We start from the raw sequence: 26,711 nt of genomic DNA on the forward strand, positions 1-26,711 counted from the left end.
TTTGAATATCTGCCATTATAGTACCATTATTTCATTTGTCAATTATTTTTTCGAAAAGTTTTTGATTTGGTACAATTTGAAAGTTTTCACTCCCAATTTTCATCCAACAGAAAATCACGGATGTTTCGATGCTTAATTCCATTACGGCTCATATCAAATTCATCCATGGAAACCACATATTTGGGGAAATTATCCCGTACCGTATCATATACCCCAAACTCCCGCTGTATCGTTTCTTCCGATGCAAGCAAATAGGTCACCTGAATGTAGAGTTTCTCCCCTCGCTTATCACAGACAAAATCTATTTCCTTATCCTGATTTTTGCCGACCGTAACATGATATCCGCGGCGGAGCAGTTCCAGATATACAATGTTTTCAAGCGTCAGATTAATATCCTTTGCATTTCCTCCAAACATCGCTTCCCGGATTCCATGATCCGCAATATAATACTTTTCATTGGAAGCAAGAATCTGCTTGCCTTGCACTTCCTCACGCTTCACTTGATAAAACAGATAAGCATCACAGCAATACCGGATATAATTCAGAATCGTCTCCGGCGCAACCGTCCGCTGTTCACTCTTAAGAAACTTTGCAAGAGACGATGCCGAAAATGTATTTCCGACATTGGCCATTACATAGGCCATGATCCGCTCCAGTAAATCCACATCCCGGATTTTATTCCGCTTTACAATATCCTTCAGCTGCACAGAGTTAAACAAATCCTGCAAGTATTGTCTGGACGGCTCATCCGCATAACGAATGTTGGCCAGATATGGCATTCCTCCGTACAAAATATATTGCTGAAAGCTTTTCTGAACCGTTTCCTCCGGAAAAACAGAATGATAAAGTTCCAGAAATTCAGCAAATGAAAATGGATAAACAATAAATTCCACATAACGCCCAGCTAGATAAGTAGCCAGTTCTCCAGAAAGGAGTTTTGCGTTAGAACCTGTAATATAAATATCGCAATCCAACGCAACACGGAACGAATTGATACACTTTTCCCAGTCCTTTACTTCCTGAATCTCATCAAAAAACAGATAAATTTTTCCATCTATCCCGGCTGAACGGCTGCTGATCTCATCGTACAATGCTTTCGCAGTCTGCAGATGCGTATATCTCATATCCTCAAAATTAATAGAAATAAACTGAGATGAACTCACCCCGGAATCTATCAGCTCCTGTTTAATCAGTTCCAGCATTACCGACTTTCCGGAACGGCGGATACCTGTCATGACTTTAATTAGGTCCGTTCCGATAAACGGTCGTATGCGTTTCATATACATTTCGCGTTTCACCATAAATATTATGCCTCCTTTCCTGTCCCTGATAATAGTATAGCACATTTATAATTGATAAATTCATATAAAAATATGATTTTATAAGTTATAACTGATAAAATATCTAATTTTATTTATTTCATCAGTTATATCTTTCAAATGGTTGTATGCACAAAAAGCCGGAAAACCATCTCTGATTTTCCGGCTCAACTCCATTGCCTCAAATGATTCTGTTTTAGAAAATTCTCCATCCGCAGATAAAGTTATTTGCCCACCAGGAGCTTAAGGATCGATGAACGACTTTACCGTTACCGGAGGAGGCATCAATAACCGTTCCGCCGCCTGCCACGATTCCTACATGGCCGCTTACAACGATGATATCACCGGCACGCAGATTAGAGAAGCTGCTGATCCTGGTGTATCTTCCCGCGTTTCTCCATCCGGAAGAAGTCATGTAGCTCTGACGCACGCCAACCTGGTTTAAGCACCAGTACACGAAACCGGAACAGTCAAAGGAGTTCGGTCCCTTGGAGCCCCATACATACGGACAGCCAAGCTTGGAGCTTGCCACCGCCAGAAGCGCACTCGCGCCGCCGCTGGCACCACCGGTATTCGGAACAGCAGTGCTGCCGGAATTGCCCTTGCTTCCGCCATTTGAATTATTTTTTCTGTTGTTTTTGCTGTTGTTTTTACTGGTATTCGTCTTCGGCTGGGCCGGTGCTTTCTTCGCATCTCCGCCGGTCAGCTTTGCCATGGTCATGACACCGACCGTACCATCCGCACTCAGTCCATTCGTGCGCTGGAACAGCTTGACCGCATCCTCGGTCACCTCACCATAGTAACCGGTCACATTGGCAGATTTCAGATATCCCAGCTTACTGAGCAGGTTCTGTACCCGCTGGATGTTATCACCGCTGTCTCCAAGGGCCAGACCGTTCGGAACCGCGTCAGAACTGTTTAACGCCACACGGGTAGCCGGTCCCAGATAACCATCTACAATCTGGTCATTGCGGGACTGGAACTGTTTGACTGCAATAATCGTATCATTTCCGTAGCTGCCATCCGGCTCGGTGGTCATATATCCCAGCTCCTTCAAACGCTTCTGGGCTGCCAGAACCAGATCGCTCTTCTCTCCGTAAGCCAGCATATTTGCCTTCACATCCTCACTGTAGAGGAGGTTCATGGTTTTTCTTCCGACCTTACCATCCTGCTCCAGGCCGTTCACGCTCTGCATCTTCATAACCGCCGTTTCGGTATCATCTCCAAAGCTGCCTGTCACCTCGCTGTCGCTGGCCAGATAGCCAAGCTCATACAGACGGCTCTGGATACGGGTAATATCGGTACCCTCATCGCCCTTCTGGGCTGCATAATACTTGGCATCCGGGGAAAGAATCGCCTCCAGGGTATCCGGACCGATGATACCGTCCTGTGCCAGCTTGTTCTGGCGCTGATAGATCTTGACTGCACTCTGGGTCACTTCCCCGTAATAATCCGTCGGTTCATCGTTATCCATAAAGCCCAGATCCATCAGGCGCTGCTGCAGCTTTAAGACGATCGGGTGTTTTTCACCGATACGCAGATAATCCGGGATCGGCTCACTGTACTCTGCGTCCACGCCCTCAACAGACGGAAGCAGCGGACCGTCCGGCGACAGCGCCATAACGGTCTCATCTGCCGCGGTCTGCGGCAGAGTCTCCTCCATCAGGACCAGATTCTCCTCGGTGCTCTCACTCTCTGCCTGTTTTGCGGTCTGGGATGTACCGCAGCCCGCCAGCATGCTCATAGCCAGAAGCGCTGCACCAAAGCACTGTACTCTTCTTTTCCAGCTTCTATGTATATTTACAGTTGTCAAAATTCTGACCTCACTTCCTGTGTAAATGACAAAGGGGTTCCTCATTCCGAACCCCCCTGTTGACCTTATTTTCGCGACCGGCACCACTCAATTTCCTCGCCGTTCGCTATATTTTATCACAGTTCACAATTTCTGTGAAGCCTTAACCTGTTTTTGACCTTTTGATTACTTTCAGCCGCGTAAACTCCTCGCGGTCCTTCTCCTCCAGCGCATTCCCGATCGTTGTTACCAGATTCTGGTATGTCGGAATGGTAATGTTCTTCAATGCATTGGCCCGCTTCTGGGTCTTTCTGATGCTGGAGGCCAGACGGTAGGCCGAGTTTTCCACCATGGAAAGCTTTACCGTCAGCTCCTTCACCTTTTCAAAATGCATCCGGGCCTCATCCAGCGCCGGACTGGTGCTAAGAAAAGCGTAACCCGGTGTCAGAGGCACCGGCTCATGCTGCACCAGCGGAATCTCCGTTCCCATGATGCTGCGGGTCTTGATGCGGATCGTATCGTCCACCGGAATCGTCCCAGCAATATCCTGGATAAAACCGATTCCCAGCTCGATATTGGCTTTCTGTAAAGCCTTATATGCCTCAGTAAAGGTCGTGTCGATCTCTGCCTGGATGTCCTTTGCCTGATCGATCAGCCCCATCAGCTCCCGCAGGAGGATGTTCCGCTTCTTGTCCATCAGCTCATAGCCCTGGCTGGCCAGCGCAAGGGAATTCTTCGCCAAAATAAGGTTTCCCTTTGTCGGGAAAGTATTCAGATTCATACGGATCCCTCCTTACTCTGCATCCACCAGCTCCCCGTTCTCATCCAGCTTTGTTGCCTTATAGTACTGCGCAAGAAGCTTCGTATCGATCCGGTCCAGTTCCTCCTTCGGAAGCAGGCCCAGAAGCTGCCAGCCAATATCCAGCGTGGTAATGATGTTCCGGTTATCATGCGGATCCTGGCCCACAAAACGATGCTCAAACTCCCGGCCAAATACCAGATATTTTTTATCCAGCGGTGACAGCTCATCCTCACCGATGACCGATGCCAGCGCTCTTGCATCTCCCACCTTTGCATAGCAGGAGAACAGCTGGTTTGCCACTGCCTGATGATCAGCCCGGGTGTAGCCTTCACCGATGCCGTCCTTCATCAGACGGGACAGGCTCGGCAGTACGTTGATCGGCGGGTAGACTGACTGGCCGTTTAACTCCCGGTCCAGAACAATCTGCCCCTCGGTAATGTAACCGGTCAGGTCCGGGATCGGATGGGTGATATCATCGTTCGGCATCGTCAGGATCGGAATCTGGGTTACGGAGCCATTCACACCTCTTACAATGCCTGCGCGCTCATAAAGCGCTGCCAGCTCACTGTACAGGTATCCCGGGAAGCCCTTTCGGGACGGGATCTCACCCTTGGAAGAGGATACCTCACGCATAGCCTCCGCAAAGGATGTCATATCCGTTAAAATGACCAGAATGTGCATGTTTTTCTCAAAGGCCAGATACTCAGCCAGCGTCAGCGCGCATTTCGGCGTGATCAGACGCTCCACCACCGGGTCATTGGCCAGATTCATGAACATGGCCACATGAGAGGAAACGCCGCTTTCCTCAAAGGTCCGGCGGAAAAACTCTGCCACATCGTGCTTCACGCCCATGGCAGCAAAGACAATTGCAAACTGTTCGTCAGAGTCATCCCCCAGAGATGCCTGCTGCACGATCTGCGCCGCCAGCTGATCATGCGGAAGTCCGTTTCCGGAAAAGATCGGCAGCTTCTGTCCCCTGATCAGGGTCATCAGACCGTCAATGGCAGAAATTCCGGTACGGATATAATTTCGCGGATATTCACGGGTCACCGGGTTTAAGGGCTTGCCATTTACATCCAGCATCCTCTCCGGCAGAATCTCTCCCAGTCCGTCGATCGGCTCACCGATTCCGTTCATGGTACGGCCCAGCATCTCCGTTGACACGCCAAGCTCCATCGGATGACCCGTCAGGCGGGTGTGTACATTTTTTAAGCCCATACCCTCGGTACCCTCAAATACCTGGATCACAGCCTTGTCCTCATACACCTCAATAATGCGGCCCAGCTTGCGTTTATTTCCATCCACGGTCATTTCCACGATCTCATCGTAAGCTGCGCCGGAAACGCCCTCCAACACCACCATAGGGCCGTTGATCGCACTTAAACCCAAATATTCAATTGCCATTTCACAGCCCTCCTATGCGTTCCGCTCAATGACGCCCTCATAGAACGTATCAATCTTTGTTTTATATTCGTCCAGCAATGCCAGGTTATCGTTTGGCACATCATACTTGATGGCGATAACCTGGTCAAAAATCGGATCCACCTTCAGCACCGACATCGGCATACCCATGGAAATCAGAGAGCGGGACTTGCGGTACAGATACAGAATGATCTCCATCATCTTAAACTGCTTCTCCATGGGAACGCAGGTATCATCCTTGTGGAACGCGTTCTGCTGCAGAAATCCAACACGGATCACCTTGGCAATCTCCAGGATCAGCTTCTGGTCATCCGGCAGCACATCACCGCCGATCAGCTTGACGATCTCCATCAGGCTGCTCTCCTGGGACAACAGATAAACAATCTGGTTTCGGTAATCCACGAACTTTTTATCTACATTTTCCGTATACCAGGAACCCAGGTCATTCAAATATTCCGAGTAGCTTGTCAGCCAGGAAATGGCCGGAAAATGTCTCGCATAAGCCAGATTCTTATCCAGTCCCCAGAAACAGCGAACAAAACGCTTCGTATTCTGTGTCACCGGTTCAGAGAAATCGCCGCCCTGGGGCGATACCGCGCCGATGATGGTAACACTTCCCTCGGTACCGTTTAAGTTTTGCATCATGCCGGCCCGCTCATAAAAGGCCGACAGCTTGGAGGCCAGATAAGCCGGGAAGCCTTCCTCCGCCGGCATCTCCTCCAGACGTCCGGACAGCTCACGCAGCGCCTCCGCCCACCGGGAGGTGGAATCCGCCATGATAGCAACATGATAGCCCATATCCCGGTAATACTCCGCCAGTGTCAGACCGGAATACAGGCTCGCCTCACGGGCTGCCACCGGCATATTGGAGGTATTGGCGATCAGCGTGGTGCGGTCCATCAGCGGATTACCTGTTTTCGGATCGATCAGCTCGGAAAACTCCTCCAGAACCTGCGTCATCTCGTTTCCGCGCTCGCCGCAGCCGATATAAATGATGATGTTCGCGTCAGACCATTTTGCGATCTGGTGCTGAGTCATGGTCTTCCCGGTACCGAAACCGCCCGGGATTGCCGCCGTGCCGCCCTTGGCTAGCGGGAACAGTGTATCCAGAATGCGCTGACCGGTTATTAACGGCCTGGTAGCCGGGAAGCGCTTTGCCGTCGGTCTTGCCACACGGATGGGCCATTTCTGGGTCATGGTCAGTGTTTCTTCACTTCCATCCAGATGCTGGATCGTTACCAGCGGATCGCTGATCGTATACTCGCCATCCTCCACAACATCCAGCACATACCCCTCCTTGTCCGGCGGAACCATCACCTTATGCAGGATAGCCGGAGTCTCCGGCACCTCCGCAATGATAGTGCCCCCGTAAACCCGGTCACCCTTCTTTACGGTCATGTGGGTCTGCCATTTCTTTTCCGTATCCAGGGCACTGACATTCACACCGCGGCTGATGTAGGCACCGCCGGTCTTTGCGATCTCGCTCAACGGCCGCTCGATACCATCAAAAATATTGGTCAGAATGCCAGGGGCCAGGGTAACGGATACCGGTGCTCCGGTTCCCGTCACAAGCTCGCCCGGCCGGATTCCGGCCGTCTCCTCATATACCTGGATGATGGTGTCCCCGGCCTTTAAGCCAATGACCTCACCCACCAGATTATCATGGCCTACATAGACCATCTCATTCATGGTAAAGCCCGGATCGCCTTTTACATGGACGATAGGGCCGTTAATCCCACGGATCACCCCCGTCTTAGACATGGCCGTTTCCTCCTTCTGTCAGGCTCAGGTCGAAGTGGAACTTCTCCCTGGCTTCCTCCAGCTTGGTCTGGAACGAATTATCAATAAGGATGTGGCGCGCAGGAATCACCGCGCGCGTGCCCCCGGTAAACGAATATTCACTGATGCGAAGCTCCGCATTCCCGTTGTGAAGGGCAAGACGGTTACATTTATCCTCATCCACTGGATCCAGGTAAATGATCACCTGGTCCGTTCCGGCAAATTCAACGGCATGCTGCACCTGACGCTCTAAAAGCTTCTGGTAATCCTGCGTTTCCAGGTAATTTGCCAGCATATCGCGAAGCTCCACAAACAGCTTATCCTTTAACTCTTCCTGTTTTCTGCCCAGAGTCCGGCGGATGTCGATCTGGCCCACTGCCAGCTGCTTGTTGATCTCGCGCTCGATCTTCTCTGTTTCCTGCGAAAGCTGCAGCTTCTCCCGTCTCCGGGTATCTGCCTTATGTTCCTCAAATGTCTTTTCCAGTGCCGTCATATATTCATCCAGCATCCGCCCGCTGCGGACTCTTGCATCCTCCATGCAGGTATCCAGAAAATGCTGTAATTTTTCCTCGGTGGTCAAGTTGGTCACCTTCCTTTACAATTTCAATCCGATTGCTTCATTTACATAGGCCGTGATAAAGTCCGGCTTGCGGCCGGTTCCATGACGATCCGGAATCTCCACAAAAAGCGGCTGCCGGTGATTTAACCTTACCTCATTCACCAGCTCCGGGAACTCCCGCCCGAATTTTTCCGTCAGCAGAACGATTCCGATGGTCTTGTCGGCCAGAACCTTATCAAGCTCCGCCTTCAGTTCCTCTTTCCCGTGCACCACCGCGCCTTCCACACCGGCCAGACGCATGCCGGTCCAGGTGTCGATGTTGTCACTGATGAGATACATCTTCATCGTTTACAGAGAACCAAGGATCATAAAGGAAATGATCAGTCCGTACAGACAGACACCTTCGGCAAGACCTACGAAGATGAGGGATTTACCAAGGATGGAGCCGTCCTCACTGATGGCTCCCAGCGCTGCGGATGCTGCTGCGGATACGGCAATACCGCCGCCCAGGCAGCTCATTCCGGTGGAAAGTGCTGCTGCCAGATAGCCCCATCCGGCCGCACTGTTCACAGCCTTGGCGGTCTCCTCTGCCGCAAACGCATGACCGGTAAACATGAGTCCTGCTGCCACGCCGATGGTTGCCATAAACAGGAACACGTTTACGCCAATGGCTGTTTTATAACGTCCCTTTGTCTTCTCGCCTGCCGCAAATGCGCCAAACGGAACTGCAATGCTTAAAAGTAAGGCTGCTGCCAGTGTGATTTTTGCTAATACTGTCATGATCGGATTCTCCTTTTTATTTTAAAATCTGTCTTTTGCTGTCTATCATCCATTCTGCTTTCCATATGGCTTAAATTCCCGTCCGGTACCCCGGTAGAAACGGCTGAACAGCTCATAATACTCCAGACGGAGTACCTGAATACCCACGATCAGCCCCTCCATGCCGCACACAAACAGGTTGCCAAGCACTACTACCAGCCAGTTGGGCGTTCCCGCCTCAGCACCGGCCAGCATCAGTACCACTTCCATCATGGCCGCGTGGCTTACTGCGAAAGCTCCCACACGGACAAAGGAAAGCGTGTTGGAAAAATAGCTCAGGCATACTTCAAACAATTCAAACACACCCTGCACAAAGAACATGCCCTTTTCCTCCGGCATGATCTTCGCATGCTTCTCAGCCAGTGCCGTAAGCGGCTCCTTAAAGAAGATCACCAGAAGCGGGATTACAAACATAACCACTAAAACTGCGGTAGCCGGAAGCACATGACCGCTCATATACAAGATAATGGTCACAGCCAGCGCACCGTAAAATACGATGCCTGCAATGCCGTTGGTATCAAAAAATGCTTTTTCCGTGTCATGGCTTCTCAGACTGTTGATGACATTGAGCACCATAGTCATCAGAACGATTCCCATACCCATGGCGATCGCCACGATAAATACCGTATTCAGGTTTCCTACAAAAGGAAGATTTGTCATGGCAGTCTTCGGACGCAGCCACAGCGGCTTGATGATATTCTCAAAACCGAATACGCTGCCGAAGAGGAAGCCAAATATCGTGGAAAAGAAGCCGCAGCAGGAAATAATGGCTGCCAGGTTCATCTTCTTTGCACGGTATAGCAGGTAGCCGCCAAGCATCAGACACAGGCCCTGTCCCGCGTCACCAAACATGAAGCCGAACAAAAACGAGTAGGTCAGGCCCAGAATGACGGTCGGATCGATCTCCTCATAGGATGGAAGCCCATACATGCGGATAAACATTTCAAAGGGCCTGAACAGCCCCGGATTCCTCAGCTTGGTCGGTGGTCTGCTGATAATATTGTCATGATCCTCTTCCACAAAGCAGAAGGTATCATGGTCTTCCTCCAGTTCCTTACGGAAGGCCTTTGCGTCTGTCTCACTCATCCAGCCGCAGAGAATGTAGAAGGTGTGATCCTTATCCTTTGTGCAGGCCGCAAGCTTTCGCACATCAAAGTTTCCGGAGTAGGTCTCCAGCTTCCGGTATGCCGCTCGCAATTCCTCTGCGTGAGACTCCAGCGCGCTGCCGATTTTTTCATCCACATCCCGGATCTTTTCATAAAGCTCCGCAAGCTGGTGTTCCAGCTCATGGGTGGCCTCCACCGGTGTTCCTTCATATTCATCCGGAAGGAAAAACCGTTCAAAATGCAGGGACGCGTAGATTGCGTCAATCTTGTCGCTAAGCGGCTCCGGCACAAAGTACACCAGCCAGACGTAATCCGCATCCTCCTGACACTTATGAACCACCGTATCAATGGTATCATACACATAATCCATAAACTTGTTGTAGTATTCATGGGTCATGCGGCCAAACCGGAATTTGATATACCTAAAATGCATGATATCCTTCAGGTCATAGTTCAGATCTGTGAAAGGAATCACCCGGTCCATGGATTCCTCAATGCCTTGCACCTGCGTTTCCAGCGCTTCCTTTTGGGTCCGGAGAGATTGGAGCTGCTCATCCAGGCTGTGGACGGTGTTCACAGCATTCTCCACGGAAAGTCCGGTGAGTCCGGAATCCTGCGCCTGTATCACCTGACCAGGTTCACGTCTTACCGTCCCCGTATCCCTGCCATGGCCATCCACTGCTTTGTTTCCTTTGATCTCCTCCATCAGTGCCGCTGCCGTCTGCAGCTCCGCCTTATATGGATTGATTTCCAGATACGGTCGCAGATTTGCCACCGTTTTCAGCTCCGACAGAGCGTTTTCCAGCTGGATCTCATACTTTGAGAGATACTGGTCCACCACCCGGTCAATATCATCCTTCGGACCTGTGATACTTAAAAACTTCATTTTCTCTATCACGGGTAACTCCTCCTGTCTGCAGAGGTTCGCGCTTTCTCTGCGCAGCCTCTGCCTTGGTTGCAATGCTCCCGCACTGCACAAACCTCCTGCTTACTGCTTTGCCAGCAGTCCCATAATCTCCGCCGCCGGAAGTCCGTACCGGATTCCCTCCAGCGCCGTGATGATCTTTCGCATCTCCAGTTCTTTCCGGTACAGATACGAATCCAGCACCGCCGGAGAATGCGGATAGCGGTGTCCTGTCTTTCCGTAAATCCGGTTTAACATCTGATTCGACAAAAGCTGGATGTCCGGCGTTCTTCCCGTCTGAAGCTCTTCCTGCCTGCCGTATGGTGTTTCCTTTAACACCTCATAGAACTTTGCTTCGTCCTCTGCCTCCACCAGCTGCCTCACCTTGTCCGCCCGCAGCCGGTAATGAACCGGTATCAGCAGTGCATAGATTTCAGCCGGAGACAGCCGGTAAAAGTTTCGCGCCCGGCAGATCCACTGGATATTCAGCAGATCCAGACGGCTTCCAAAGCAGACATCCAGGATTTTCCGTTCTTCTTTGCTTAAAATCTTGCTCCGCAATTTCCAGAGTGACCGAAAATAGAACAGATCCAGCTTCAGCTCACAGTCAAACAGGCCAGGCTGGCCGTTCTCCTGCATCTGCTTCAGCAGTTCTCCATATACCGTCCCCTCCAGTGCTTCGGTAAACTCCGAAAAATTCTTTGCCCTGCAAAGCAGCTCCAAATTCAGATCGGAATGCTTCTCAAAAAAATCCTGGAACATGGACAAGTCCGGCTGGCCTTCCCGGCCTCCCAGCACATGCCGCAGGAGCTTTTTTATTACTTCCACTTCATAATGCTTAAAATAGAGATCCAGGAACCGTCTCTGTTTCACGCCGGAAAAACGGTAAAGCCTGGTAAAATCACGGTATTCCGACTGCGTCAGGATCTGTTCCATGTACCCGCGGTGCAGCTTCGTATCATCCAGACCCTCAAAAACTTCTGCGTATGCCGGCTGCGCTTTCAGATAATCTGCCGCGCTCCGCACATCTTCCTGCTCCGCCAGCTCCTGAAACTGCTCCGGCTTCAGCAGGCGGCTCTCCATCGCCCGCACCTTTGTCGTAATCCCGCTGTAAGCCAAAAGCCCCATACGATCACTCCTTTATCAGTTCCTGAAACAGCTTTTTTACATAAGCTTCATGGTGAAGCTCATAATTTTTTTCCATCTGCGCAAGCTGCTTTTCTGCTTCCGCCTTCTGCCCGGACAATTCCAGGTTCATCCTGGTTTCCATCTCCCGTCGGAGACTCTGCAGCTTTTTTTCTGTCTCCTCATCTGCTGTCTGGTCAAACCGCCGGGTCTTTTCTTCCATCTCGGCAGCAAAGGCTTTCTTGCGCGCAGCGGCATCATCCATAACCGCTACCGCAGATTGTTCAATCTCCGATATCCTCTTGATAACGGTATCCATCCTGACCCTCCTATAAGAATAAAATTATACGTAACTGTTCAGTTCTTTCACAGTCACGAGCAAAAATCCATGAAAAATTGCCTGCGGCAATGGGATTTTTGCCTACCCGCCTATGTTTTCTTACGGTCAGCGCAGTAAATGCGCAGACCTACTGAACAGTTACAATTATACAAAATATAGGCTTTCTGCTAACATCATACTCCTTTGTTAAAAAAATACCATAGTAAAAATGAAACAATAACAATTTTATAGCGATAGTTTTTAGGCATAATGACGAAATGACTTTTCACACATATAGAAATTTTAAAAGCTTACTTTCAGACGCAAAAACGGATGGGGCAAAATTTTGCGCCTTTACGCATATTCTGTCCCATCCGTTCTCGAAATTTTCTGCATCAGGTAATTTTATTCGGCAGTCAGATACTGGCTGGCCACATAGGCCTCCTGACCATTATAAAGAATAACCGCCCAGTCACTGTCGTAGGCACGTACATACTCTACGGTAACACCTGCATTCAACTGACCGATACGCTCAGAAGATGTACTCGGTTCCGGCCGCACATTCAGTACATCTGTGGTGCGGTAAACCGGACCGCTGCTTTCTGTCTCTTCCTGCGATGCCTCCGTAGCTTCCATGGTCTCCACAGCAGTAGGACCTTCCGTCTCTTTTGTTCTGCTTTCCGGCTTTGCAAGCTTCACCACCAGAAGCAGGAGCACAATACACAGCACCGGAACCAGCAGCTTCAACAGGGTATATAAGGAAAAGGAGGAACTCTGGCTTCCGGAACGTTTCCGGCTTCGCGCCGCCTGGGAGCTGCCGGCGCGGCCCGGTCCGTAGCTTTTACCGGCACGTTTTGTGCTGCTGTCCACGCGGTTTGTGCGCATTGCTTCGCTGCTTTCCCGTCCGGCACCGGTACGGTTCTGGCTGCTGCCCTGTACTGCAGGCCTTGTAAGCGGCTTTCTTCCCTTTTTGGCATTGCGGTAATCATCCGCAAAGGTGTAAACCTCCTGAGAAAGCATATGATATGCCTGGTTCGCGCTGTAGGCGTTGGAATCCCCCTCATGGGCCGCCTTGTTGCCGATCATGCGGATCTTATGGTAATGCTCACAGGTGGTTTTGGATATCCACCGGTTTTCATAAAGCACATCGATCATGCCCTTTAGATCGCTTTCATCCATGATACCCACCTGATCTGCCAGGTTCTTCACCATAAACTCCAGCGTCTGACGTGCTTTGACCATAGACGCATTATATTCTCTCTGAACAATCAGTCGTTCTGTATCCTTTACTCCCTGCTGGATCTTATCCCAGCTGCTGTTTCCATTCATTGCCATAAAGATCCTCCTTTGTACCCGGTTTTCTCCTACAATTATACTATATTCTCACGAATTGCGCACTCAAAAAAGCATCGTTTTTTCTATTGTAAGGAAACTGTAAGGTGATATCTGTTACTCTAGGCAAAATGGTATCCTTATGCTATAATATCTCCATTATGAAAAACTACATTGTATTTGACTTAGAATGGAATCAGAGCGCAAACGGAAAAGAGCGGTCCATTCCGCATTTTCCTTTCGAAATTATTGAAATCGGCGCGGTAAAGCTGAATGAAGCCTTTCAGATGGTGGATGAATTTCATCGCCTGATCCGGCCTCAGGTGTACACCCAGATGCATCATGCTATCTCCGAAGTCACCCACATGGATATGAAGGAACTGCGAAACAGCGGAGAGCTTTTCCCGGATGCCGCAGCCGACTTCCTTTCCTGGTGCGGCGGGGATGCTGTATTTTGTACCTGGGGCAACATGGATCTCCTGGAATTACAGCGGAACATGGATTACTATCACATGGACAATCCCTTTCCAAAGCCGCTTTTTTATTATGATGTACAAAAGCTCTACGGCCTTTTCTGCCGTGAGAACGCAAGAATTTCCCTGGACTCTGCCGTGGAAGAGCAAAGTCTTCTGGAAAACCGGCCGTTTCACCGCGCCCTGGATGACGCTTACTACACCGGAAAGCTTCTCACCATGCTTGGCCACGAGCCCGGCCCGGATACCATCCTGCCATTTCTGTCCGTAGACTACTACCGGCTTCCTGCCGATAAAAAAGAAGAAATCCGCATGACATTTCCCGGATATTCCAAATATGTTTCCCGGATCTTTGACACCAAGGAAGATGCCATGGAGGACAAAGGCGTTACCGAGATGATGTGCTACCGCTGCGGCCGTATGCTCCGCAAAAAGGTCCGCTGGTTCACGCCAAACCAGAAAACCTACTTTGCCCTGGCGTGCTGCCCGGAACATGGCTACCTGAAAGGAAAAATCCGCATGAAAAAAGTGGAAGAGGAATCCGTCTTCGTAGTCAAAACCCTGAAGCTGACCGATGAAGAAGGTGCTCAGAACATCATCCAGCGAAAAGAGGATGTCCGCAAAAAGCGCGCGGAACGCAACCGTATGAAGCGCAGACAGAAGCAGGCGCAGAAAAAAACAGCCAGCACCTCCATATGCACAAAAAAACTTCCGTGACCATTACTCGTGATCACGGAAGTTTTTTTCGTCTAAAAATGATTTATGTCTCTTTGGCCGTTTACGCTTGTTTGTCTGCTTCAATGCCGAATCCGAACGCTTCTGCTGAAGCATCATGTCAAACTCAGACGTTGTCATACCAATGTCCTGCAGCCGCTGTCTGCGCCGCTCATACCGTTCTGAACGTTCTTCCTCTTCCCTCTTCTCAATCCGGTATTTCGCCGTAAGAAGTCCCGAACCAATGATAGCCGCCACCGCAGCAGCGCCCACAATGATCCAGAAAGCAGGCGGGATGTTTAAATGAATGCCTGGTCTGCGGGCTCCGGAAACCGGCTTCTTTTCCTCACTCCCGGAAGAAGCCAGCGGATCTGTCTCAGCCAGAGCCAGAGGATCCTGACTGAACGAAGATTCTTCCTCGATTCCTGCCTGAGAAACATCAGCTCCGTAATCCGTACTGCCTCCCTGCACAGAAGCATCAGCTCCAGATTCATTTAAAGCTGCGCCGCTTCTCGCAGCAGCCGCAGCTGTTTCCTCGTCTGCCACTTTATGAAGCAGATAGCTTGCGCCAATCTGACGATCATTGTACTGATAGAAAATACGGGCCACTGCCTCCGACGGTGCTGACTCAGGCAGCTCGTAGCTGATGGCAGACTGGGCATCCGAGATGTCCGCTGTTTTCGGCAGTGTCACATAGCAGTCCTTTTGCATATGCAGTACCGAAAGATCTGCTGCCGGAAGTCCGGCTATGGTCATGTCATTGGAAACCGACGAATAGGTACTATCCGCATCTGCAATGTTTACAGACTGAAAATTCGCAAAACCAAAATCCAGAAGTGCTTTCGTATCGGTATAATGTGTCTGATGGCCATTTAGGATCACAGTGATCAGCTTCATGCCGTTTTTCTCTGCACAGGTCACCAAAGTATTGCCTGCCAGCATGGTATAACCGGTCTTTCCGCCAATCACCCCCGCATAATACTGGGGCGTATTCTTCTTTAACATCCGGTGCCCCGGATACACCCGAAAGCCATCCGGGTTGTGCCGTGTTGGCGGCAGATCATAGTAGAGGCTGGAATCAATGGTGACAAAGGTCTCATTCTGAAAAGCTGCCTGAGCGATCAGGGCCATATCGTAAGCGGAAGTATAGTGCTGCGGATCATTCAGGCCGCTGGGATTGTTAAAATGACTCTCCTGACACCCAAGCTCCCTGGCCTTGGCATTCATCAGCACCGCAAAGTTCTGAATGGATCCTGCCGTGTGCTCCGCCAATGCATTGGCCACCTCATTTGCAGATTTTAATAGCATCGCATACAGGCAATCCCGGACCGTCATTTGATCCCCTACATCCATACCTGCGCTGCTGCTTCCCTGCTCTACGCTGTAAATGGCATCGTGGGAAAAGGTCACCACATCATCCAGATTGCAGTGTTCAATGACGATCAGCGCCGTCAGGATCTTGGTGATGCTTGCCGGATAGTAAACCGCATGCAGATTCTTCCCGTAAATCACAGCGCCGGAACGGGCATCCATCAAAACGGCGCCTTCTGCCTCCACCGACACATTTGACGGCCATTCCAGTGCCGCAAATGCCGGTGTGACCTGCATGCCTGTGATCAGTATCATACACAAAAGCAGGCTCAGAATTCGTTTCATATCTGTTTCTCCTGTTTTTTTCTATAATAATACAGGATAATGAAACAAATTGCAAATACTGTGAGAACCGATACACCGTAGGTCATGGCAATACGCGCAGCCGTATCCATAAAAAACGGCTCCGGAACAATGTTGATCAGAAGATCCGTGTCCGGATTCAGCATCCATAAGTCGTTGTTAAAGAAGATATGATGGAACATGATAAAATATTGATTGAAATCCGTGGAAATAATGCCCGCCAGCACTGCCAGCACCGCAAAAAACAAAGCGGATCCGATGCAGATCATCTTCGGCAGCACGCGTCGGATATCTGCTTTCAGAAGCAGAAGCAAGATCACACAGGCCACGATCAGTCCAAGGCTGATCCGGCGCAGAGCAAGTCCGCCCAAAAACAGTCCACGCACATCTTCCATATGGGCTATTTCCCGGTCATTGAAGAATTCTCTCGGCTGTCCATCCACAATTGTCGGTACATGAAGGTCTTCCCGGCTGCCCCGCAGATATGCCATCATCTCGTCGGTCACATCAAGCAGGTCATCCATTTCCATATGAACATCATTTAAAACACCGTATTTCGCATATTCTTTTTCATAGTAACCGGGTGTCCAATAGGTTACAGCTTCGATGGAAGTGATGAGCAGAATGATCATCAGTGCGAAGCCGCACAGGATGCCCAGAACGTTGTGCAGAAGCTTCATAAGCAAAAGATCCTTTCTGGAATTTACATGGCGCAAAGATTTATATAGCAAAAAACACCGACCCCACAGCTCTCCGTCTGCAAAATCAGTGCTTTTATAGTGCGCCTTCAGGGACTCGAACCCTGGACAAATAGATTAAGAGTCTACTGCTCTACCAACTGAGCTAAAGGCGCTTATTTAATTATTTCCGTTCCGCTTTTGTGTTGCTGCATCAGCGGCACGTTCATTATTCTATCCTATGTCCCATCAAAAGTCAACACTTTTTTTGATTTTTTTTGAAAAATTTTTTTGATTGACTTTTGATGGGCCGCAAAGCCTTATTTTATGCGGTTTTGCGTGAATTTCAGCTGCTACCTGATCAGTGCTTCCAGCTCTGCCTTACTCTGAACACCGATCCGTTTTTCCACTGCTTCTCCGTTCTTAAACAGAATCAGGGTCGGAATAGACATAACCTTGTATGCGCGGGCAAGCTCCGGTGCAAAGTCTACATTCAGCTTTCCAACGGTCACTTCGTCCTGCTCATTTGCCAGCGCCTCAACAGCCGGAGCCATCATCTTGCACGGACCGCACCAGTCTGCGTAGAAATCTACCAGTACCGGCTTTTCGGATTTTAATACTTCAGCTTCAAAATTCTCAGATGTAAATTTCTTTTCCATAGTTATGATCTCCTTTACTTCTTGCAGCGGTTCAGCTCCTTTTCCACTTCCTTAAAACACTTGTGCCACTTCAACAGCCGTCGGTTTAAGGCCTCCTTGTCACAGGTAGCACAGCGCAGGCACCGGACAATTTTTTCTTTCAGCATCATATACATCACCGTTTTGATTCCTTACGGCTAGTATATGCAGATACACCTGTTCTACTCAACGGAAGCGGACCTAACGGCTCGCAACCAGCTTGCAGATCGGATTGCCCATAGCAGAAAACTTGGTTTCATACTCAGTCATGACATTGCCCTCAGCCATATCACTGTGATGCAGGTCACGGGTGCTGGCTTCGATTGTCCACCCCGCCTCCGGAATAGCCTCCAGAGAGTAGGTAAACAGATCCTGATTATCCGTCTTAAATTCCACACGGCCGTCTTTTGCCAGTACCTGATCATACACCTTCATAAAATCCGGCGAGGTCAGACGGCGCTTTGCATGACGGTCCTTCGGCCACGGATCTGAGAAATTTAAGTAGATCTTCTCTACCTCACCTGGTGCAAAGATCTCTCCCAGCTCCTTCGCATCCACACACATGAAATATATATTTGGGATTTCAAGCTCTTCCCGCTTCTGAAGTGCCCGCAGCAGCACGCTGGAGTAACGCTCAATGCCGATGAAATTCGTCTCCGGATGTTTCAGGGCCAGCTCCATAATGAACTTTCCCTTTCCCATTCCGACCTCAATCTGGATCGGGTTTGTATTGCCAAACAGCTCGCAGAAATGACCGCGGTGCTCTCTCGGCTCCTGAATGACGAAAGGACTGGTCTCAATGGCTTCCTCTGCGCCCCGGATATGGCGTAATCTCATAGTTTTTTCCTCCGTTTGTCTGTTACTGATATACGACTGCTCCGTAGCTGTAACGGGACTGAACAGCTGCACTGCTCCCGGATTGTACAGGCAGTCATTTGCAGGTACCGCATCCCCGCGGCACCTGCATCCATTCTATCATCGTGCCAGACAGTTTGCAAGAAGAAGCCGCCAGCCGGACTGAGCAAAAAGTTTCGTTAGAACGCCTGATCCAGGAGCTTTCCGTCAACCGAGATGGTCACAACCTGCCACGGAATGAATTTTCCACTGTTCTGGAGCGCACGAATGGCAGCGTTCTGCAGTCCGCCGCAGCACGGAACCTCCATGCGGACGATGGTCACACTCTGGATCTCGTTGCTCTTAATAATCTCGGTAAGCTTTTCGCTGTAATCCACATCGTCCAGCTTCGGGCAACCGATCAGGGCCACCTTGCCCTTCAGAAATTCCTGATGGAAGTTTGCGTAAGCGTAAGCGGTACAGTCTGCGGCAATGAGCAGGCGTGCATTGTTAAAGTACGGCGCGCGGACCGGAGCCAGCTTGATCTGTACCGGCCAGTTCGTGAGCTGAGACTGTAGGTGGAACGGAGCTGCCGGCGTCTCGTTCTGTACTGCGTCAGTCTCTCCTTCATGAACGATCTGGCGGGCACGGCTTCCCGGACAGCCGGTGAAGGCCGGAGCGGCCTCTGCCTGATGAGCGTTGCCGTGACCTGCGGCCTGCTCCTGCTTTCTGCGCCCCATATGCGCCCTTACAGCCTCTTCATCATAAGCCGCAGCCTCACGCTCCACAAAGGTGATGGCTCCGGTCGGGCAGGTCGGCAGACAATCGCCCAGTCCGTCGCAGTAATCATCCCGCAGAAGCTGCGCTTTTCCATCCACAATACCGATAGCTCCCTCGTGGCAGGCATTGGCACAGATGCCGCAGCCGTTGCATTTCTCCTGATCAATATGAATCACTCTTCGAACCATAAAACTCTTCCTCCTGATAAAAACGAAATATGTGAATGTTCTTTTTGTTGTTTCTTGATTGTACAGGCAGATTATACTATAATGACTTTGATAAATATGTTGTTTTGACAACGTTTTAAGAAAGGCAGAGCTATGGATTATCAGTTTCTCTCCCGGACAACGCTGTTTCAGGGCAGTGAACCGGAACAGGTAAAAGAAATGATGAAGTGCTTTTACGCAAGGGAAAGGCATTACCGCAAGGGCGAGATTGTTTTATATATGGGAGATCTGGTAAAGGATCTGGGGCTTGTGCTGTCAGGCGGCGTGACCATTGAGCGGGATGACCTGCTGGGAAACCGCAGCATTTTCGGCCATGCCGGTCCGGGACAGATTTTCGCGGAAACCTACGCCTGTGTCCCCGAAGAACCGCTTATGGTAAATGTGGTGGCAGACGAGGATACTGACATTCTGTTTCTGGATATCGGGCGGGTGCTGACTACCTGCCGGAGCACCTGTACCCACCACAGCATGCTGATCCGGAACCTGCTGCTGGCATCGGCCCGCAAAAATCTCGGTCTTTCCGAGCGTATCATGCACACATCGCCAAAATCCATCCGCGGACGGCTGATCTCCTTCTTTTCAGCCCAGGCGGCCAGACAGGGGAGCCGGAGCTTTTCTATCCCCTTTAACCGGCAGCAGCTGGCAGACTATCTGGAAGTAGACCGAAGCGCACTGTCAGCGGAGCTTGGAAAAATGAAAAAAGAGGGGCTGCTGGATTTCTGGAAAAACCAGTTTGTATTGAAAACGAAGGAGTAGAAAATGACAAAGAAATTATATTATGAAGACAGCCATCAGGACAGCTGTCACGCAACGGTCCTGTCCTGTACATGGAATGAGAAAAAACAGTGCTATGAAGTAGTTCTGAACCAGACCGTATTCTTCCCGGAGGGCGGCGGCCAGTACGCTGATACCGGAAGCCTGGGCGGCGTAAACGTGCTGGATGTGCAGGAGAGGGACGATATCATCATCCATTACACCGACGCAGAACTTCCGCCGGGCACAGAGGTGGACGGTACCATCAACTATAAGGAGCGTTTCTCCAAAATGCAGCAGCACACGGGAGAGCACATCGTTTCCGGTATCGTACACCGCACCTTCGGATATGACAATGTAGGCTTTCATCTGGGGCAGGAACTGGTGACCATGGATTTTAACGGCACCTTCACACCTGAGCAGCTTCAGCAGGTAGAATATGAAGCCAATGAAGCAGTTGTCAGAAATCTTCCGATCGTGGTCTCCTACCCGTCCAAGGAAGAACTGGATCAGCTGGACTACCGCAGCAAAAAAGAACTGACCGGCCAGGTGCGTATTGTGGAAATTCCCGGATACGATGTCTGCGCCTGCTGTGCACCGCACGTAAAGCTGACCGGCGAGGTGGGCATCATCCGCCTGATCGATGCCGTGAAATACAAAGGCGGTACCCGTTTGACCATGGTATGCGGCTTCCGCGCCCTGAAGGACTACCGCATGAAAGAAGACAATGTACGTGAAATCTCCCGCCTGCTCTCCGCCAGGCCGGAGGAAAGCGCCCAGGCCGTACACCGTCTTCAGGAGGAAGCCCATATGTGGAAAGACAAACTGGTCCGCTCCCAGACCCGGGCCATGGAGCAGATTCTGGATAACCTGCCGGATGATGTGGAAAACTATTTTATTTTTGAAGAAGATGTGGATAAGAACGTGGCCCGCCGCTTCGCAGATGAGGGAAAAGGCAAATGCCATGGCATCTGTGGAATCTTCCTGGGAAATGATACCGATGGATACCGTTACATTCTCGGCAGTGAATCCATAGATTTAAAGGTATTTTCAAAGACCTTCCACGAGGCTCTGGGCGGAAAAGGCGGCGGCAAGCCGGAGATGATCCAGGGAACCGTGACTGCTTCCGAAGAAATGATCCGAAGCTATATGGAATCTGTCTGAGTCAGTAAAATTAACCCGGAGGACTTTATGAACAGTCTGGAAATACAGTATTTTCTCACCATTGTTAAATACGGCAGCTTTACCGAAGCCGCTCAGACTCTTTCTGTCAGCCAGCCCGCCATCAGCAAGCAGATCCGCCAGCTGGAGGCAGAGCTTGGCTGCAGCCTCTTCGCGCGCTCCGGCCGTACGCTCTCTCTGACTGAGGCAGGACAGGCTTATTATGCCTACTTTCAGCAGTGCTGTTTTCAGCTCGATCTCCTGAAAAACAAGCTGGAAGATCAGAAAAAAGACGGAAAATCTACCATCCGGATTGCGTATCCGGAGGATGTGGATCCAGCGTATTTTCGTGATAAGATCCAGTCTGCAGCTGCCGCCCTGGAAACACCGGTCCGGCTGGAATTTTCCTGTTACCCGGAAGCGGAACTGGCCAATCTGCTGACCGATGGAAAAGCCGACCTGATTCTGACCGGTAATTACCCGGATACGAAGTCCTGCGCTCTGTCCGTACATCCATTCTCCGCGGTTTCCCAGGTCCTGCTCTACGCAGCGTCCCGCCCTGAAGCTGCCGGCATTTCCGACTTCCGAAACGACACCTTTCTCTTTTCCGAAGCCGATGCCGCACTGCATAGCAACCGGAACCTTTATCGATATTTCCATATCTTCGGTTTTGCACCAAAAATCCGTTTTGCAGCCAATTTATCCACAATTCTGGACCTGGCTGCACAGGATGAAGGGGTATATCTCACCCATGCCTGGTGCCGCGGATGTAAGAACCCGGATTACCGGATGCTGATGCTGCCGTCCGAAAAGGAATTTTATCTGGCATATGCAAAGGAAAACTCCAATCTTAAAATCTGCAAACTGCTTTCCTGCATTACAAATTACCTGCAGGCTTAAAACCATATAACAATTCCGGGTTTTTAACAAAGATCTGCTCTTTTATGCCTTCAGAATCACACCCCTGCATGATTCCATCCAGCATATAAGCGTCATCCGGCATTGGCTCATGACGATACCAACAATGATGATGCGGCCAGTCGGTTCCCCAAAGCAATCCCTCTGGCGCATCTTTCATAAAGGACTGGCCAATTTCCAGCATATCGCCCAGATCCTTCTGTCTGGAATTAATATAAAATCCAGACAATTTCACATAAGCTTTCTTTGCGCGGATTAGAGATAGCATAATTTCATACGCTTCATGACGAATCCCTACATCTGCCGGTAAATGTCCCATATGATCAAGCACAACCGCCGTTGGATATGACTGCAGTTCTTTCTCCATTTTTACTGTAATATCCGGTGACATAAAAAACTGGGTATGCCATCCAAGTTTTGCCACTTTTTCGCTCAAAGACATTGCCTGCTCCATCTGTTCCATCGAACCGCTGACCAGATTAAAACGGATCCCTTTTACACCATACTCATCCCACTTTTTTAGCAGTTTCATCGGTGTATCCTTATCAATCACGACAATGGCTCTGGCACAGTCGCCAAACTGCCTGAGGGCCGAAATGGTACAACTGTTATCCACGCCGTAACAGGATGGATTTACGATAACACAGCGTTCAATCCCCATATGGCGCATAAGCATCTGGTAACAATCTACCGTTGCTGGAGGCTGGTTGCGGACATCTTCCTGCTTATATGGAAAATGTACCGGATTAAAAATGTGAAAATGTGTGTCACAGGCATTTTTCGGCAGATCAAAAACCGGAACCTCCCGCCCTGAGCAATAAGGTACTTCTATTCTTTCTTTCATTATCATTTTCCTCCCTTAAAGCACAATACTGAGAATTGCAGCAACAACAAGTGCGAAAATAAGGCTGACCGGCACTGCTTTGGTGATCAGGCCTTGGAACAGTACATTTTGCTCTTTTACTGTCGGGCATGAACCAACGATCATACTTCCCGACGCGGACAGCGGCGAGCAGGCCGTACTCTGGGAACCCACTAGCGTACAGGTAAACAATACCATCGGACTTATACCCGTTGCCACCGCAATTGTAGGAATCAGTGGGAATAATGTCGGACAAACCACACCGATCGTGGATGAGAAGAAACTCATAATTCCCGCAACCAGCGCAAAAACAACAGGCACAACTGCTACCGGAATATTTGCACCAATCCAAGAAGCAAGCAGCTCGATTGTTCCCGCGGAGATTGCCACCTGTACCAGCATGCCAACACCGCATACCATAAGAATTGTTGCCCACGGTACCTTTGCTATCACATCTTTCTGCGGAGCCAGATCCAGACATAATGCGATAAATGCGAATACGCACGCCATTAAACTTACATCAACCTTTTTATTCAAAGATATAATCAGGGCATTGTCAGCTAGCATCATATGAAGAATCGGAACGACCAGTACAATTGCAAGCATTATGATCATCAGCCATAAGGTCATCTTTTGTTTCTTACTAAATTCTTCCGGGCGTTCCATGGAAACAACGGCCCCTTCCGCCTGCTTCCTGCCAAACAGTCCAGTAAACGCAAACACTAAAATTCCAAAGAATAAAAATGACACTGCAAAATGAACCATCTGACCGGAAAATGATGCATATCCTTCAAATGCGGTTCCAGTTGTTGCCTCTTCTGTCAGCTGTCTGAAAATAAGTCCCAGATTACTAGTCATGAAATTTCCACCAACCAGCGACCCTCCGTTAATCGCAACAGCTGCTGCCAGAATGTTAATTCCTGCTTCATGGCATATCATGACAGAAAGCGGTGCCATAAACGCAACCACAGCGAAGTTTCCAGCACCAAGAGCACCTATCAGAACAGCAATCAGAAACAGAATGAATGGCAAAAGTTTTTTGTAATTTCTCATATAATAAAGCAAATATCGCGCTGTCTTTTCCAGTGTCCCGTTCACAACGCCCATACCATAAAATAACGTAATAGCCATAATGGAAAACATTGTGTTGACCGGCCACATTACGATCACTTCTTTAGGCTTCAGACCAAGAATGAAGCAGCCAATCACATAGGCGAACAGAATTGCCGGAATACCTGTGTTAATTTTTGTCCGGTAACCAATAATGATAGATGCAACGATAGCAAGTATGATAATAAGATTTATCATCTGTAACCCTCCCTACAATATGATTCTGATTAATTTTCAGGCAAAATATTTGGAATGATATTCACGGCCCGCGGTACTACCATAATCTTTTTCGGCGTTCCGCTCTCCATAACCATATTCACTGCAGTCTGCAGGTCCGGCGCCCAATCCATCATAACGCTGTGCGCCTGCTCTTCTGTCAGACCCTCACTTACCAAAATGATACGTCCCTTGATTAGCGCGCGGGCATACATAAATGCCTTATTGCTTCCAATTCCAAACCCCTCTTTTCGGAACCGTTCCACAACCTCCTGCGGACAAGACGCATGCGTCATCCAGTCTACAAACAACTGTGGAATCCCCTTTTCTGCTCTTGCGCAAAGAATAAATGTGCAGTCTTTGCCTGTACATAAAAGTTCTGCTACAGATAAGGCTTTCTGACTCTGCCAGAGATCAATATCCCTCGGTGCGCCGCCTGGGCTGCTGATTACCACATCTGCCAGGCCATGTACATCCACGGTATTGGCCTGTCTGCAAAATGCAACACCTTTTAAATGTGCCTGTTCCAGATCTCCAGCTACTGCCTTCGTTATCTGCTTGTGAATGTCCTGAACAACATTCAGGATAAAACGTACTTTCACCATTTTCGCTGCTTCCAGCGCAATTTTGTGAAACGGATTATCTTCAAAATAGTTGATTGCCGGTTCATACGGTCTTATTGGAAGTGAATGATGCTTTCTTAACGTATCCAGACTAACAACTCCCGGAACAATGCTCTTGCGTCCGCCTGAAAAACCTGCCACATGATGCGGAGCGATCAGACCTGTTGTTACAATAAAATCCGATTCCGCAACAAATCGATCCAGGTAAATCGGTACATCCATGGTCGGTGTATTTCCCATGTAAACATGGGTACCATCCTGACAATCATGAACGTGAACCCGTATCCGTTCTTCCAGGCCTCCCAAAATCTTGTGAAGCTGTTCCTGCGTTGGCGCTGCATGACTTCCTGTTGCAATTACAAAAGTTATATTTTGGTCCGGTACTCCAGCCTCATTCAAACGTCTGATCAGCGCACGGCACATGCTCATATGTGGTCCCGGGCGTGTCTGGTCATCCACCATAATCGTGATCTTATCCTCTGGAACTACCATTTCTTCCAGGCGCTTTGTTCCGATTGGATAATCCAGTGCGGCTTCAATCAGTTCCTCCGGAGTTTTTTCCATCTTTTTTACAGAAGGATCCAGAACCTCTACCGCTACTTTTGTTTCATCGAGGTCTGCTTCCTGGTAACCAGTTCCGTAAGGTATCGAAATATGTGTCATAATACTCCCCCTTTTCCCAACTGTTCTTTATGAGTTATCTTGAGGATATCACTTGATTTCCATAATGTAAAATCATATAATTCTATTATATTCCATGCATTTTTCTTATGATTTTATTTGCCAGGAAAGGACCTTTTATCATGACCGAACAGGATTTTTTACTTCTCAAAACACTGGATCAAACCAGAAATATTACACAAACAGCTAAAATTCTCCACTTAACCCAGCCAGCAGTCACCAGGCAGATCCAGATGCTGGAAGATGAACTCAATGCCACGCTCCTTCTCCGATCCCGTCACGGCATCCGTTTTACACCGGAAGGTGATATCACCTTAAAAGCGGCACTTGATGCTGACCAGATCCTGATTCAGCTTCGCCAGGCTCTGAACAGCGCCAAAGGCTATATCTGCGGCACTCTGCACGCTGGTATTTCCATGAATTACGCCAGACATTATCTTCCAGCCATACTCCAGAACTTCCGGCAGTCCTATCCGAAAGTCACGGCACAAATCAACGTCCGGCACAGCTGGGTTCTTTACAATAGCTTTTTAAGCGGTGACTATGATCTAGCCATTTTACCCGGCGAATATCCCTGGAATGAATGCAAAAAAACAATCCTGCTAGAACAGGTTTTTGCTGTTATGAGTTCCTGCTACGAAAACACCCCCCTAGAAGAAATCCCCTTCATTCAGAGACAGACCGATGCTTTCTTTGAGCGTAATGCCAACCGATGGCTTGAAGAAAACAAAATTTTTCCAAATCAAAACTGTATCACGATCAACAACACGGAAGCGTGCCTGGAAATGGTCCGACACAATCTCGGTTGGGCCATTATTCCGCAATGCTGCCTGAAGAACTTTAACGGAATTGCCAAACCACTTTCCTTTGCCGACGGAACACCATTTCTCCGCACAACATATCTGTTTTACACCCGGAAATCTGCCGAACTTCCACAGGTACAGGCTTTTATCAATGAGATGGAAGCGCAAATATGCTAAATACAGTTACTGCCATAATTTTTGAAATTTTCACATAATAAAAAGCTACTATAGTGTTTGTTGACAAACTCTC

At 49.4% G+C, this 26,711-nt stretch carries 26 protein-coding genes and 1 tRNA gene; 5 read left to right on the forward strand and 22 right to left on the reverse strand.

The window, feature by feature from the left end:
* Window positions 1–86: 86 nt before the first annotated feature.
* The 12 genes from ACMP1L_RS05840 to ACMP1L_RS05895 all read right to left on the reverse strand — a co-directional run bounded on the left by ACMP1L_RS05840 (window position 87) and on the right by ACMP1L_RS05895 (window position 13,281).
* Complete coding sequence (locus tag ACMP1L_RS05840) at window positions 87–1,301, reverse strand: ATP-binding protein (RefSeq protein WP_418452307.1); 1,215 nt, start codon at window positions 1,299–1,301, stop codon at window positions 87–89.
* A gap of 214 nt (window positions 1,302–1,515) precedes the next feature.
* On the reverse strand, window positions 1,516–3,063 hold the full coding sequence (locus ACMP1L_RS05845) for a peptidoglycan-binding protein (RefSeq protein ID WP_475544520.1): 1,548 nt from the start codon (window positions 3,061–3,063) through the stop codon (window positions 1,516–1,518).
* A 211-nt stretch (window positions 3,064–3,274) separates the two neighbouring features.
* Complete coding sequence (locus tag ACMP1L_RS05850; RefSeq protein ID WP_118731773.1) at window positions 3,275–3,892, reverse strand: V-type ATP synthase subunit D; 618 nt, start codon at window positions 3,890–3,892, stop codon at window positions 3,275–3,277.
* Between the two features lie 12 nt (window positions 3,893–3,904).
* Window positions 3,905–5,317 (reverse strand): V-type ATP synthase subunit B, encoded by a 1,413-nt coding sequence (locus ACMP1L_RS05855; protein ID WP_118731772.1) that lies wholly within the window; start codon window positions 5,315–5,317, stop codon window positions 3,905–3,907.
* 12 nt (window positions 5,318–5,329) lie between these two features.
* Window positions 5,330–7,096 carry a V-type ATP synthase subunit A gene (locus tag ACMP1L_RS05860; protein WP_118731771.1) on the reverse strand — a complete coding sequence of 589 codons (1,767 nt, stop codon included), beginning with the start codon at window positions 7,094–7,096 and terminating at the stop codon, window positions 5,330–5,332.
* On the reverse strand, window positions 7,089–7,694 hold the full coding sequence (locus ACMP1L_RS05865; protein ID WP_118731770.1) for a V-type ATP synthase subunit E: 606 nt from the start codon (window positions 7,692–7,694) through the stop codon (window positions 7,089–7,091). The genes ACMP1L_RS05860 and ACMP1L_RS05865 overlap by 8 nt, the downstream gene beginning before the upstream one ends.
* Window positions 7,695–7,709: 15 nt before the next feature.
* Window positions 7,710–8,018 (reverse strand): V-type ATP synthase subunit F, encoded by a 309-nt coding sequence (locus ACMP1L_RS05870; protein ID WP_118731769.1) that lies wholly within the window; start codon window positions 8,016–8,018, stop codon window positions 7,710–7,712.
* 3 nt (window positions 8,019–8,021) lie between these two features.
* A complete protein-coding gene (locus ACMP1L_RS05875) occupies window positions 8,022–8,453 on the reverse strand; it encodes an ATP synthase subunit C (RefSeq protein WP_118731768.1) in 432 nt (143 codons plus the stop codon).
* 45 nt (window positions 8,454–8,498) lie between these two features.
* Window positions 8,499–10,496 (reverse strand): V-type ATP synthase subunit I, encoded by a 1,998-nt coding sequence (locus tag ACMP1L_RS05880; RefSeq protein WP_118731767.1) that lies wholly within the window; start codon window positions 10,494–10,496, stop codon window positions 8,499–8,501.
* 90 nt (window positions 10,497–10,586) lie between these two features.
* Window positions 10,587–11,630, reverse strand: coding sequence for a V0D/AC39 family V-type ATPase subunit (locus ACMP1L_RS05885; RefSeq protein ID WP_418452311.1), 1,044 nt, complete (start codon window positions 11,628–11,630; stop codon window positions 10,587–10,589).
* 4 nt (window positions 11,631–11,634) lie between these two features.
* Window positions 11,635–11,946, reverse strand: coding sequence for an ATPase (locus tag ACMP1L_RS05890; RefSeq protein WP_118731765.1), 312 nt, complete (start codon window positions 11,944–11,946; stop codon window positions 11,635–11,637).
* 405 nt (window positions 11,947–12,351) lie between these two features.
* A complete protein-coding gene (locus tag ACMP1L_RS05895; RefSeq protein ID WP_418452312.1) occupies window positions 12,352–13,281 on the reverse strand; it encodes an SH3 domain-containing protein in 930 nt (309 codons plus the stop codon).
* Window positions 13,282–13,439: 158 nt separating this feature from the next.
* Between ACMP1L_RS05895 and ACMP1L_RS05900 the strand changes: the two genes are divergently transcribed.
* Complete coding sequence (locus ACMP1L_RS05900) at window positions 13,440–14,468, forward strand: 3'-5' exonuclease (RefSeq protein ID WP_118731902.1); 1,029 nt, start codon at window positions 13,440–13,442, stop codon at window positions 14,466–14,468.
* A gap of 3 nt (window positions 14,469–14,471) precedes the next feature.
* On the opposite strand, the gene ACMP1L_RS05905 is transcribed toward ACMP1L_RS05900, so the two are convergent.
* The 7 genes from ACMP1L_RS05905 to ACMP1L_RS05935 all read right to left on the reverse strand — a co-directional run bounded on the left by ACMP1L_RS05905 (window position 14,472) and on the right by ACMP1L_RS05935 (window position 19,295).
* Window positions 14,472–16,121: a D-alanyl-D-alanine carboxypeptidase family protein gene (locus tag ACMP1L_RS05905; protein ID WP_418452313.1), complete on the reverse strand. Its 1,650-nt coding sequence runs from the start codon at window positions 16,119–16,121 to the stop codon at window positions 14,472–14,474.
* Window positions 16,118–16,819 (reverse strand): TIGR01906 family membrane protein, encoded by a 702-nt coding sequence (locus ACMP1L_RS05910; protein WP_118731901.1) that lies wholly within the window; start codon window positions 16,817–16,819, stop codon window positions 16,118–16,120. The genes ACMP1L_RS05905 and ACMP1L_RS05910 overlap by 4 nt, the downstream gene beginning before the upstream one ends.
* A 100-nt stretch (window positions 16,820–16,919) precedes the next feature.
* Window positions 16,920–16,992, reverse strand: a tRNA-Lys gene (locus ACMP1L_RS05915).
* A 177-nt stretch (window positions 16,993–17,169) separates the two neighbouring features.
* Window positions 17,170–17,475, reverse strand: a complete 306-nt coding sequence (trxA, locus tag ACMP1L_RS05920) for a thioredoxin (RefSeq protein ID WP_118731762.1) — start codon at window positions 17,473–17,475, stop codon at window positions 17,170–17,172.
* Window positions 17,476–17,489: 14 nt separating this feature from the next.
* Window positions 17,490–17,633: a hypothetical protein gene (locus ACMP1L_RS05925; RefSeq protein WP_418452314.1), complete on the reverse strand. Its 144-nt coding sequence runs from the start codon at window positions 17,631–17,633 to the stop codon at window positions 17,490–17,492.
* Between the two features lie 61 nt (window positions 17,634–17,694).
* Entirely contained in the window at window positions 17,695–18,330 is a 636-nt protein-coding gene (gene trmB, locus ACMP1L_RS05930) for a tRNA (guanosine(46)-N7)-methyltransferase TrmB (RefSeq protein WP_418452316.1), read from the reverse strand.
* Window positions 18,331–18,527: 197 nt separating this feature from the next.
* Complete coding sequence (locus ACMP1L_RS05935) at window positions 18,528–19,295, reverse strand: ATP-binding protein (protein ID WP_418452318.1); 768 nt, start codon at window positions 19,293–19,295, stop codon at window positions 18,528–18,530.
* 132 nt (window positions 19,296–19,427) lie between these two features.
* Between ACMP1L_RS05935 and ACMP1L_RS05940 the strand changes: the two genes are divergently transcribed.
* From ACMP1L_RS05940 to ACMP1L_RS05950, 3 genes are read left to right on the forward strand one after another with little or no spacing between them, the layout of a single operon-like run.
* Entirely contained in the window at window positions 19,428–20,090 is a 663-nt protein-coding gene (locus tag ACMP1L_RS05940) for a Crp/Fnr family transcriptional regulator (RefSeq protein ID WP_418452320.1), read from the forward strand.
* A 3-nt stretch (window positions 20,091–20,093) separates the two neighbouring features.
* Complete coding sequence (locus ACMP1L_RS05945; RefSeq protein WP_418452321.1) at window positions 20,094–21,251, forward strand: alanyl-tRNA editing protein; 1,158 nt, start codon at window positions 20,094–20,096, stop codon at window positions 21,249–21,251.
* 27 nt (window positions 21,252–21,278) lie between these two features.
* Window positions 21,279–22,148: a LysR family transcriptional regulator gene (locus ACMP1L_RS05950; protein WP_418452322.1), complete on the forward strand. Its 870-nt coding sequence runs from the start codon at window positions 21,279–21,281 to the stop codon at window positions 22,146–22,148.
* Here the strand turns inward: ACMP1L_RS05950 and ACMP1L_RS05955 are convergent.
* From ACMP1L_RS05955 to ACMP1L_RS05965, 3 genes are read right to left on the reverse strand one after another with little or no spacing between them, the layout of a single operon-like run.
* Entirely contained in the window at window positions 22,126–23,010 is an 885-nt protein-coding gene (locus tag ACMP1L_RS05955; RefSeq protein ID WP_418452324.1) for an amidohydrolase family protein, read from the reverse strand. The genes ACMP1L_RS05950 and ACMP1L_RS05955 overlap by 23 nt on opposite strands.
* 15 nt (window positions 23,011–23,025) lie before the next feature.
* Window positions 23,026–24,336 (reverse strand): SLC13 family permease, encoded by a 1,311-nt coding sequence (locus ACMP1L_RS05960; RefSeq protein WP_418452325.1) that lies wholly within the window; start codon window positions 24,334–24,336, stop codon window positions 23,026–23,028.
* 29 nt (window positions 24,337–24,365) lie between these two features.
* Window positions 24,366–25,640: a nickel-dependent lactate racemase family protein gene (locus ACMP1L_RS05965; RefSeq protein WP_418452326.1), complete on the reverse strand. Its 1,275-nt coding sequence runs from the start codon at window positions 25,638–25,640 to the stop codon at window positions 24,366–24,368.
* Window positions 25,641–25,780: 140 nt separating this feature from the next.
* On the opposite strand from ACMP1L_RS05965, the gene ACMP1L_RS05970 reads away from it, so the two are divergent.
* Entirely contained in the window at window positions 25,781–26,638 is an 858-nt protein-coding gene (locus ACMP1L_RS05970) for a LysR family transcriptional regulator (RefSeq protein ID WP_418452327.1), read from the forward strand.
* The last annotated feature ends 73 nt before the right edge of the window (window positions 26,639–26,711 follow it).

Origin of the sequence: Ventrimonas sp., assembly GCF_048380235.1 — a bacterium.
Classification (GTDB): Bacteria; Bacillota; Clostridia; order Lachnospirales; family Lachnospiraceae; genus Brotaphodocola.

What these genes read in the sequence shown, in the direction of transcription:
- trmB (WP_418452316.1), bottom strand. Translation starts at nt 18,330, where the DNA reads ATGAGATTACGCCATATCCGGGGCGCAGAGGAAGCCATTGAGACCAGT.
- ACMP1L_RS05945 (WP_418452321.1), top strand. Translation starts at nt 20,094, where the DNA reads ATGACAAAGAAATTATATTATGAAGACAGCCATCAGGACAGCTGTCAC.
- ACMP1L_RS05850 (WP_118731773.1), bottom strand. Translation starts at nt 3,892, where the DNA reads ATGAATCTGAATACTTTCCCGACAAAGGGAAACCTTATTTTGGCGAAG.
- ACMP1L_RS05840 (WP_418452307.1), bottom strand. Translation starts at nt 1,301, where the DNA reads ATGGTGAAACGCGAAATGTATATGAAACGCATACGACCGTTTATCGGA.
- ACMP1L_RS05895 (WP_418452312.1), bottom strand. Translation starts at nt 13,281, where the DNA reads ATGGCAATGAATGGAAACAGCAGCTGGGATAAGATCCAGCAGGGAGTA.
- ACMP1L_RS05955 (WP_418452324.1), bottom strand. Translation starts at nt 23,010, where the DNA reads ATGAAAGAAAGAATAGAAGTACCTTATTGCTCAGGGCGGGAGGTTCCG.
- trxA (WP_118731762.1), bottom strand. Translation starts at nt 17,475, where the DNA reads ATGGAAAAGAAATTTACATCTGAGAATTTTGAAGCTGAAGTATTAAAA.
- ACMP1L_RS05875 (WP_118731768.1), bottom strand. Translation starts at nt 8,453, where the DNA reads ATGACAGTATTAGCAAAAATCACACTGGCAGCAGCCTTACTTTTAAGC.
- ACMP1L_RS05860 (WP_118731771.1), bottom strand. Translation starts at nt 7,096, where the DNA reads ATGTCTAAGACGGGGGTGATCCGTGGGATTAACGGCCCTATCGTCCAT.
- ACMP1L_RS05870 (WP_118731769.1), bottom strand. Translation starts at nt 8,018, where the DNA reads ATGAAGATGTATCTCATCAGTGACAACATCGACACCTGGACCGGCATG.
- ACMP1L_RS05905 (WP_418452313.1), bottom strand. Translation starts at nt 16,121, where the DNA reads ATGAAACGAATTCTGAGCCTGCTTTTGTGTATGATACTGATCACAGGC.
- ACMP1L_RS05940 (WP_418452320.1), top strand. Translation starts at nt 19,428, where the DNA reads ATGGATTATCAGTTTCTCTCCCGGACAACGCTGTTTCAGGGCAGTGAA.
- ACMP1L_RS05960 (WP_418452325.1), bottom strand. Translation starts at nt 24,336, where the DNA reads ATGATAAATCTTATTATCATACTTGCTATCGTTGCATCTATCATTATT.
- ACMP1L_RS05910 (WP_118731901.1), bottom strand. Translation starts at nt 16,819, where the DNA reads ATGAAGCTTCTGCACAACGTTCTGGGCATCCTGTGCGGCTTCGCACTG.
- ACMP1L_RS05970 (WP_418452327.1), top strand. Translation starts at nt 25,781, where the DNA reads ATGACCGAACAGGATTTTTTACTTCTCAAAACACTGGATCAAACCAGA.
- ACMP1L_RS05900 (WP_118731902.1), top strand. Translation starts at nt 13,440, where the DNA reads ATGAAAAACTACATTGTATTTGACTTAGAATGGAATCAGAGCGCAAAC.
- ACMP1L_RS05845 (WP_475544520.1), bottom strand. Translation starts at nt 3,063, where the DNA reads ATGAGCATGCTGGCGGGCTGCGGTACATCCCAGACCGCAAAACAGGCA.
- ACMP1L_RS05950 (WP_418452322.1), top strand. Translation starts at nt 21,279, where the DNA reads ATGAACAGTCTGGAAATACAGTATTTTCTCACCATTGTTAAATACGGC.
- ACMP1L_RS05855 (WP_118731772.1), bottom strand. Translation starts at nt 5,317, where the DNA reads ATGGCAATTGAATATTTGGGTTTAAGTGCGATCAACGGCCCTATGGTG.
- ACMP1L_RS05890 (WP_118731765.1), bottom strand. Translation starts at nt 11,946, where the DNA reads ATGGATACCGTTATCAAGAGGATATCGGAGATTGAACAATCTGCGGTA.
- ACMP1L_RS05935 (WP_418452318.1), bottom strand. Translation starts at nt 19,295, where the DNA reads ATGGTTCGAAGAGTGATTCATATTGATCAGGAGAAATGCAACGGCTGC.
- ACMP1L_RS05885 (WP_418452311.1), bottom strand. Translation starts at nt 11,630, where the DNA reads ATGGGGCTTTTGGCTTACAGCGGGATTACGACAAAGGTGCGGGCGATG.
- ACMP1L_RS05965 (WP_418452326.1), bottom strand. Translation starts at nt 25,640, where the DNA reads ATGACACATATTTCGATACCTTACGGAACTGGTTACCAGGAAGCAGAC.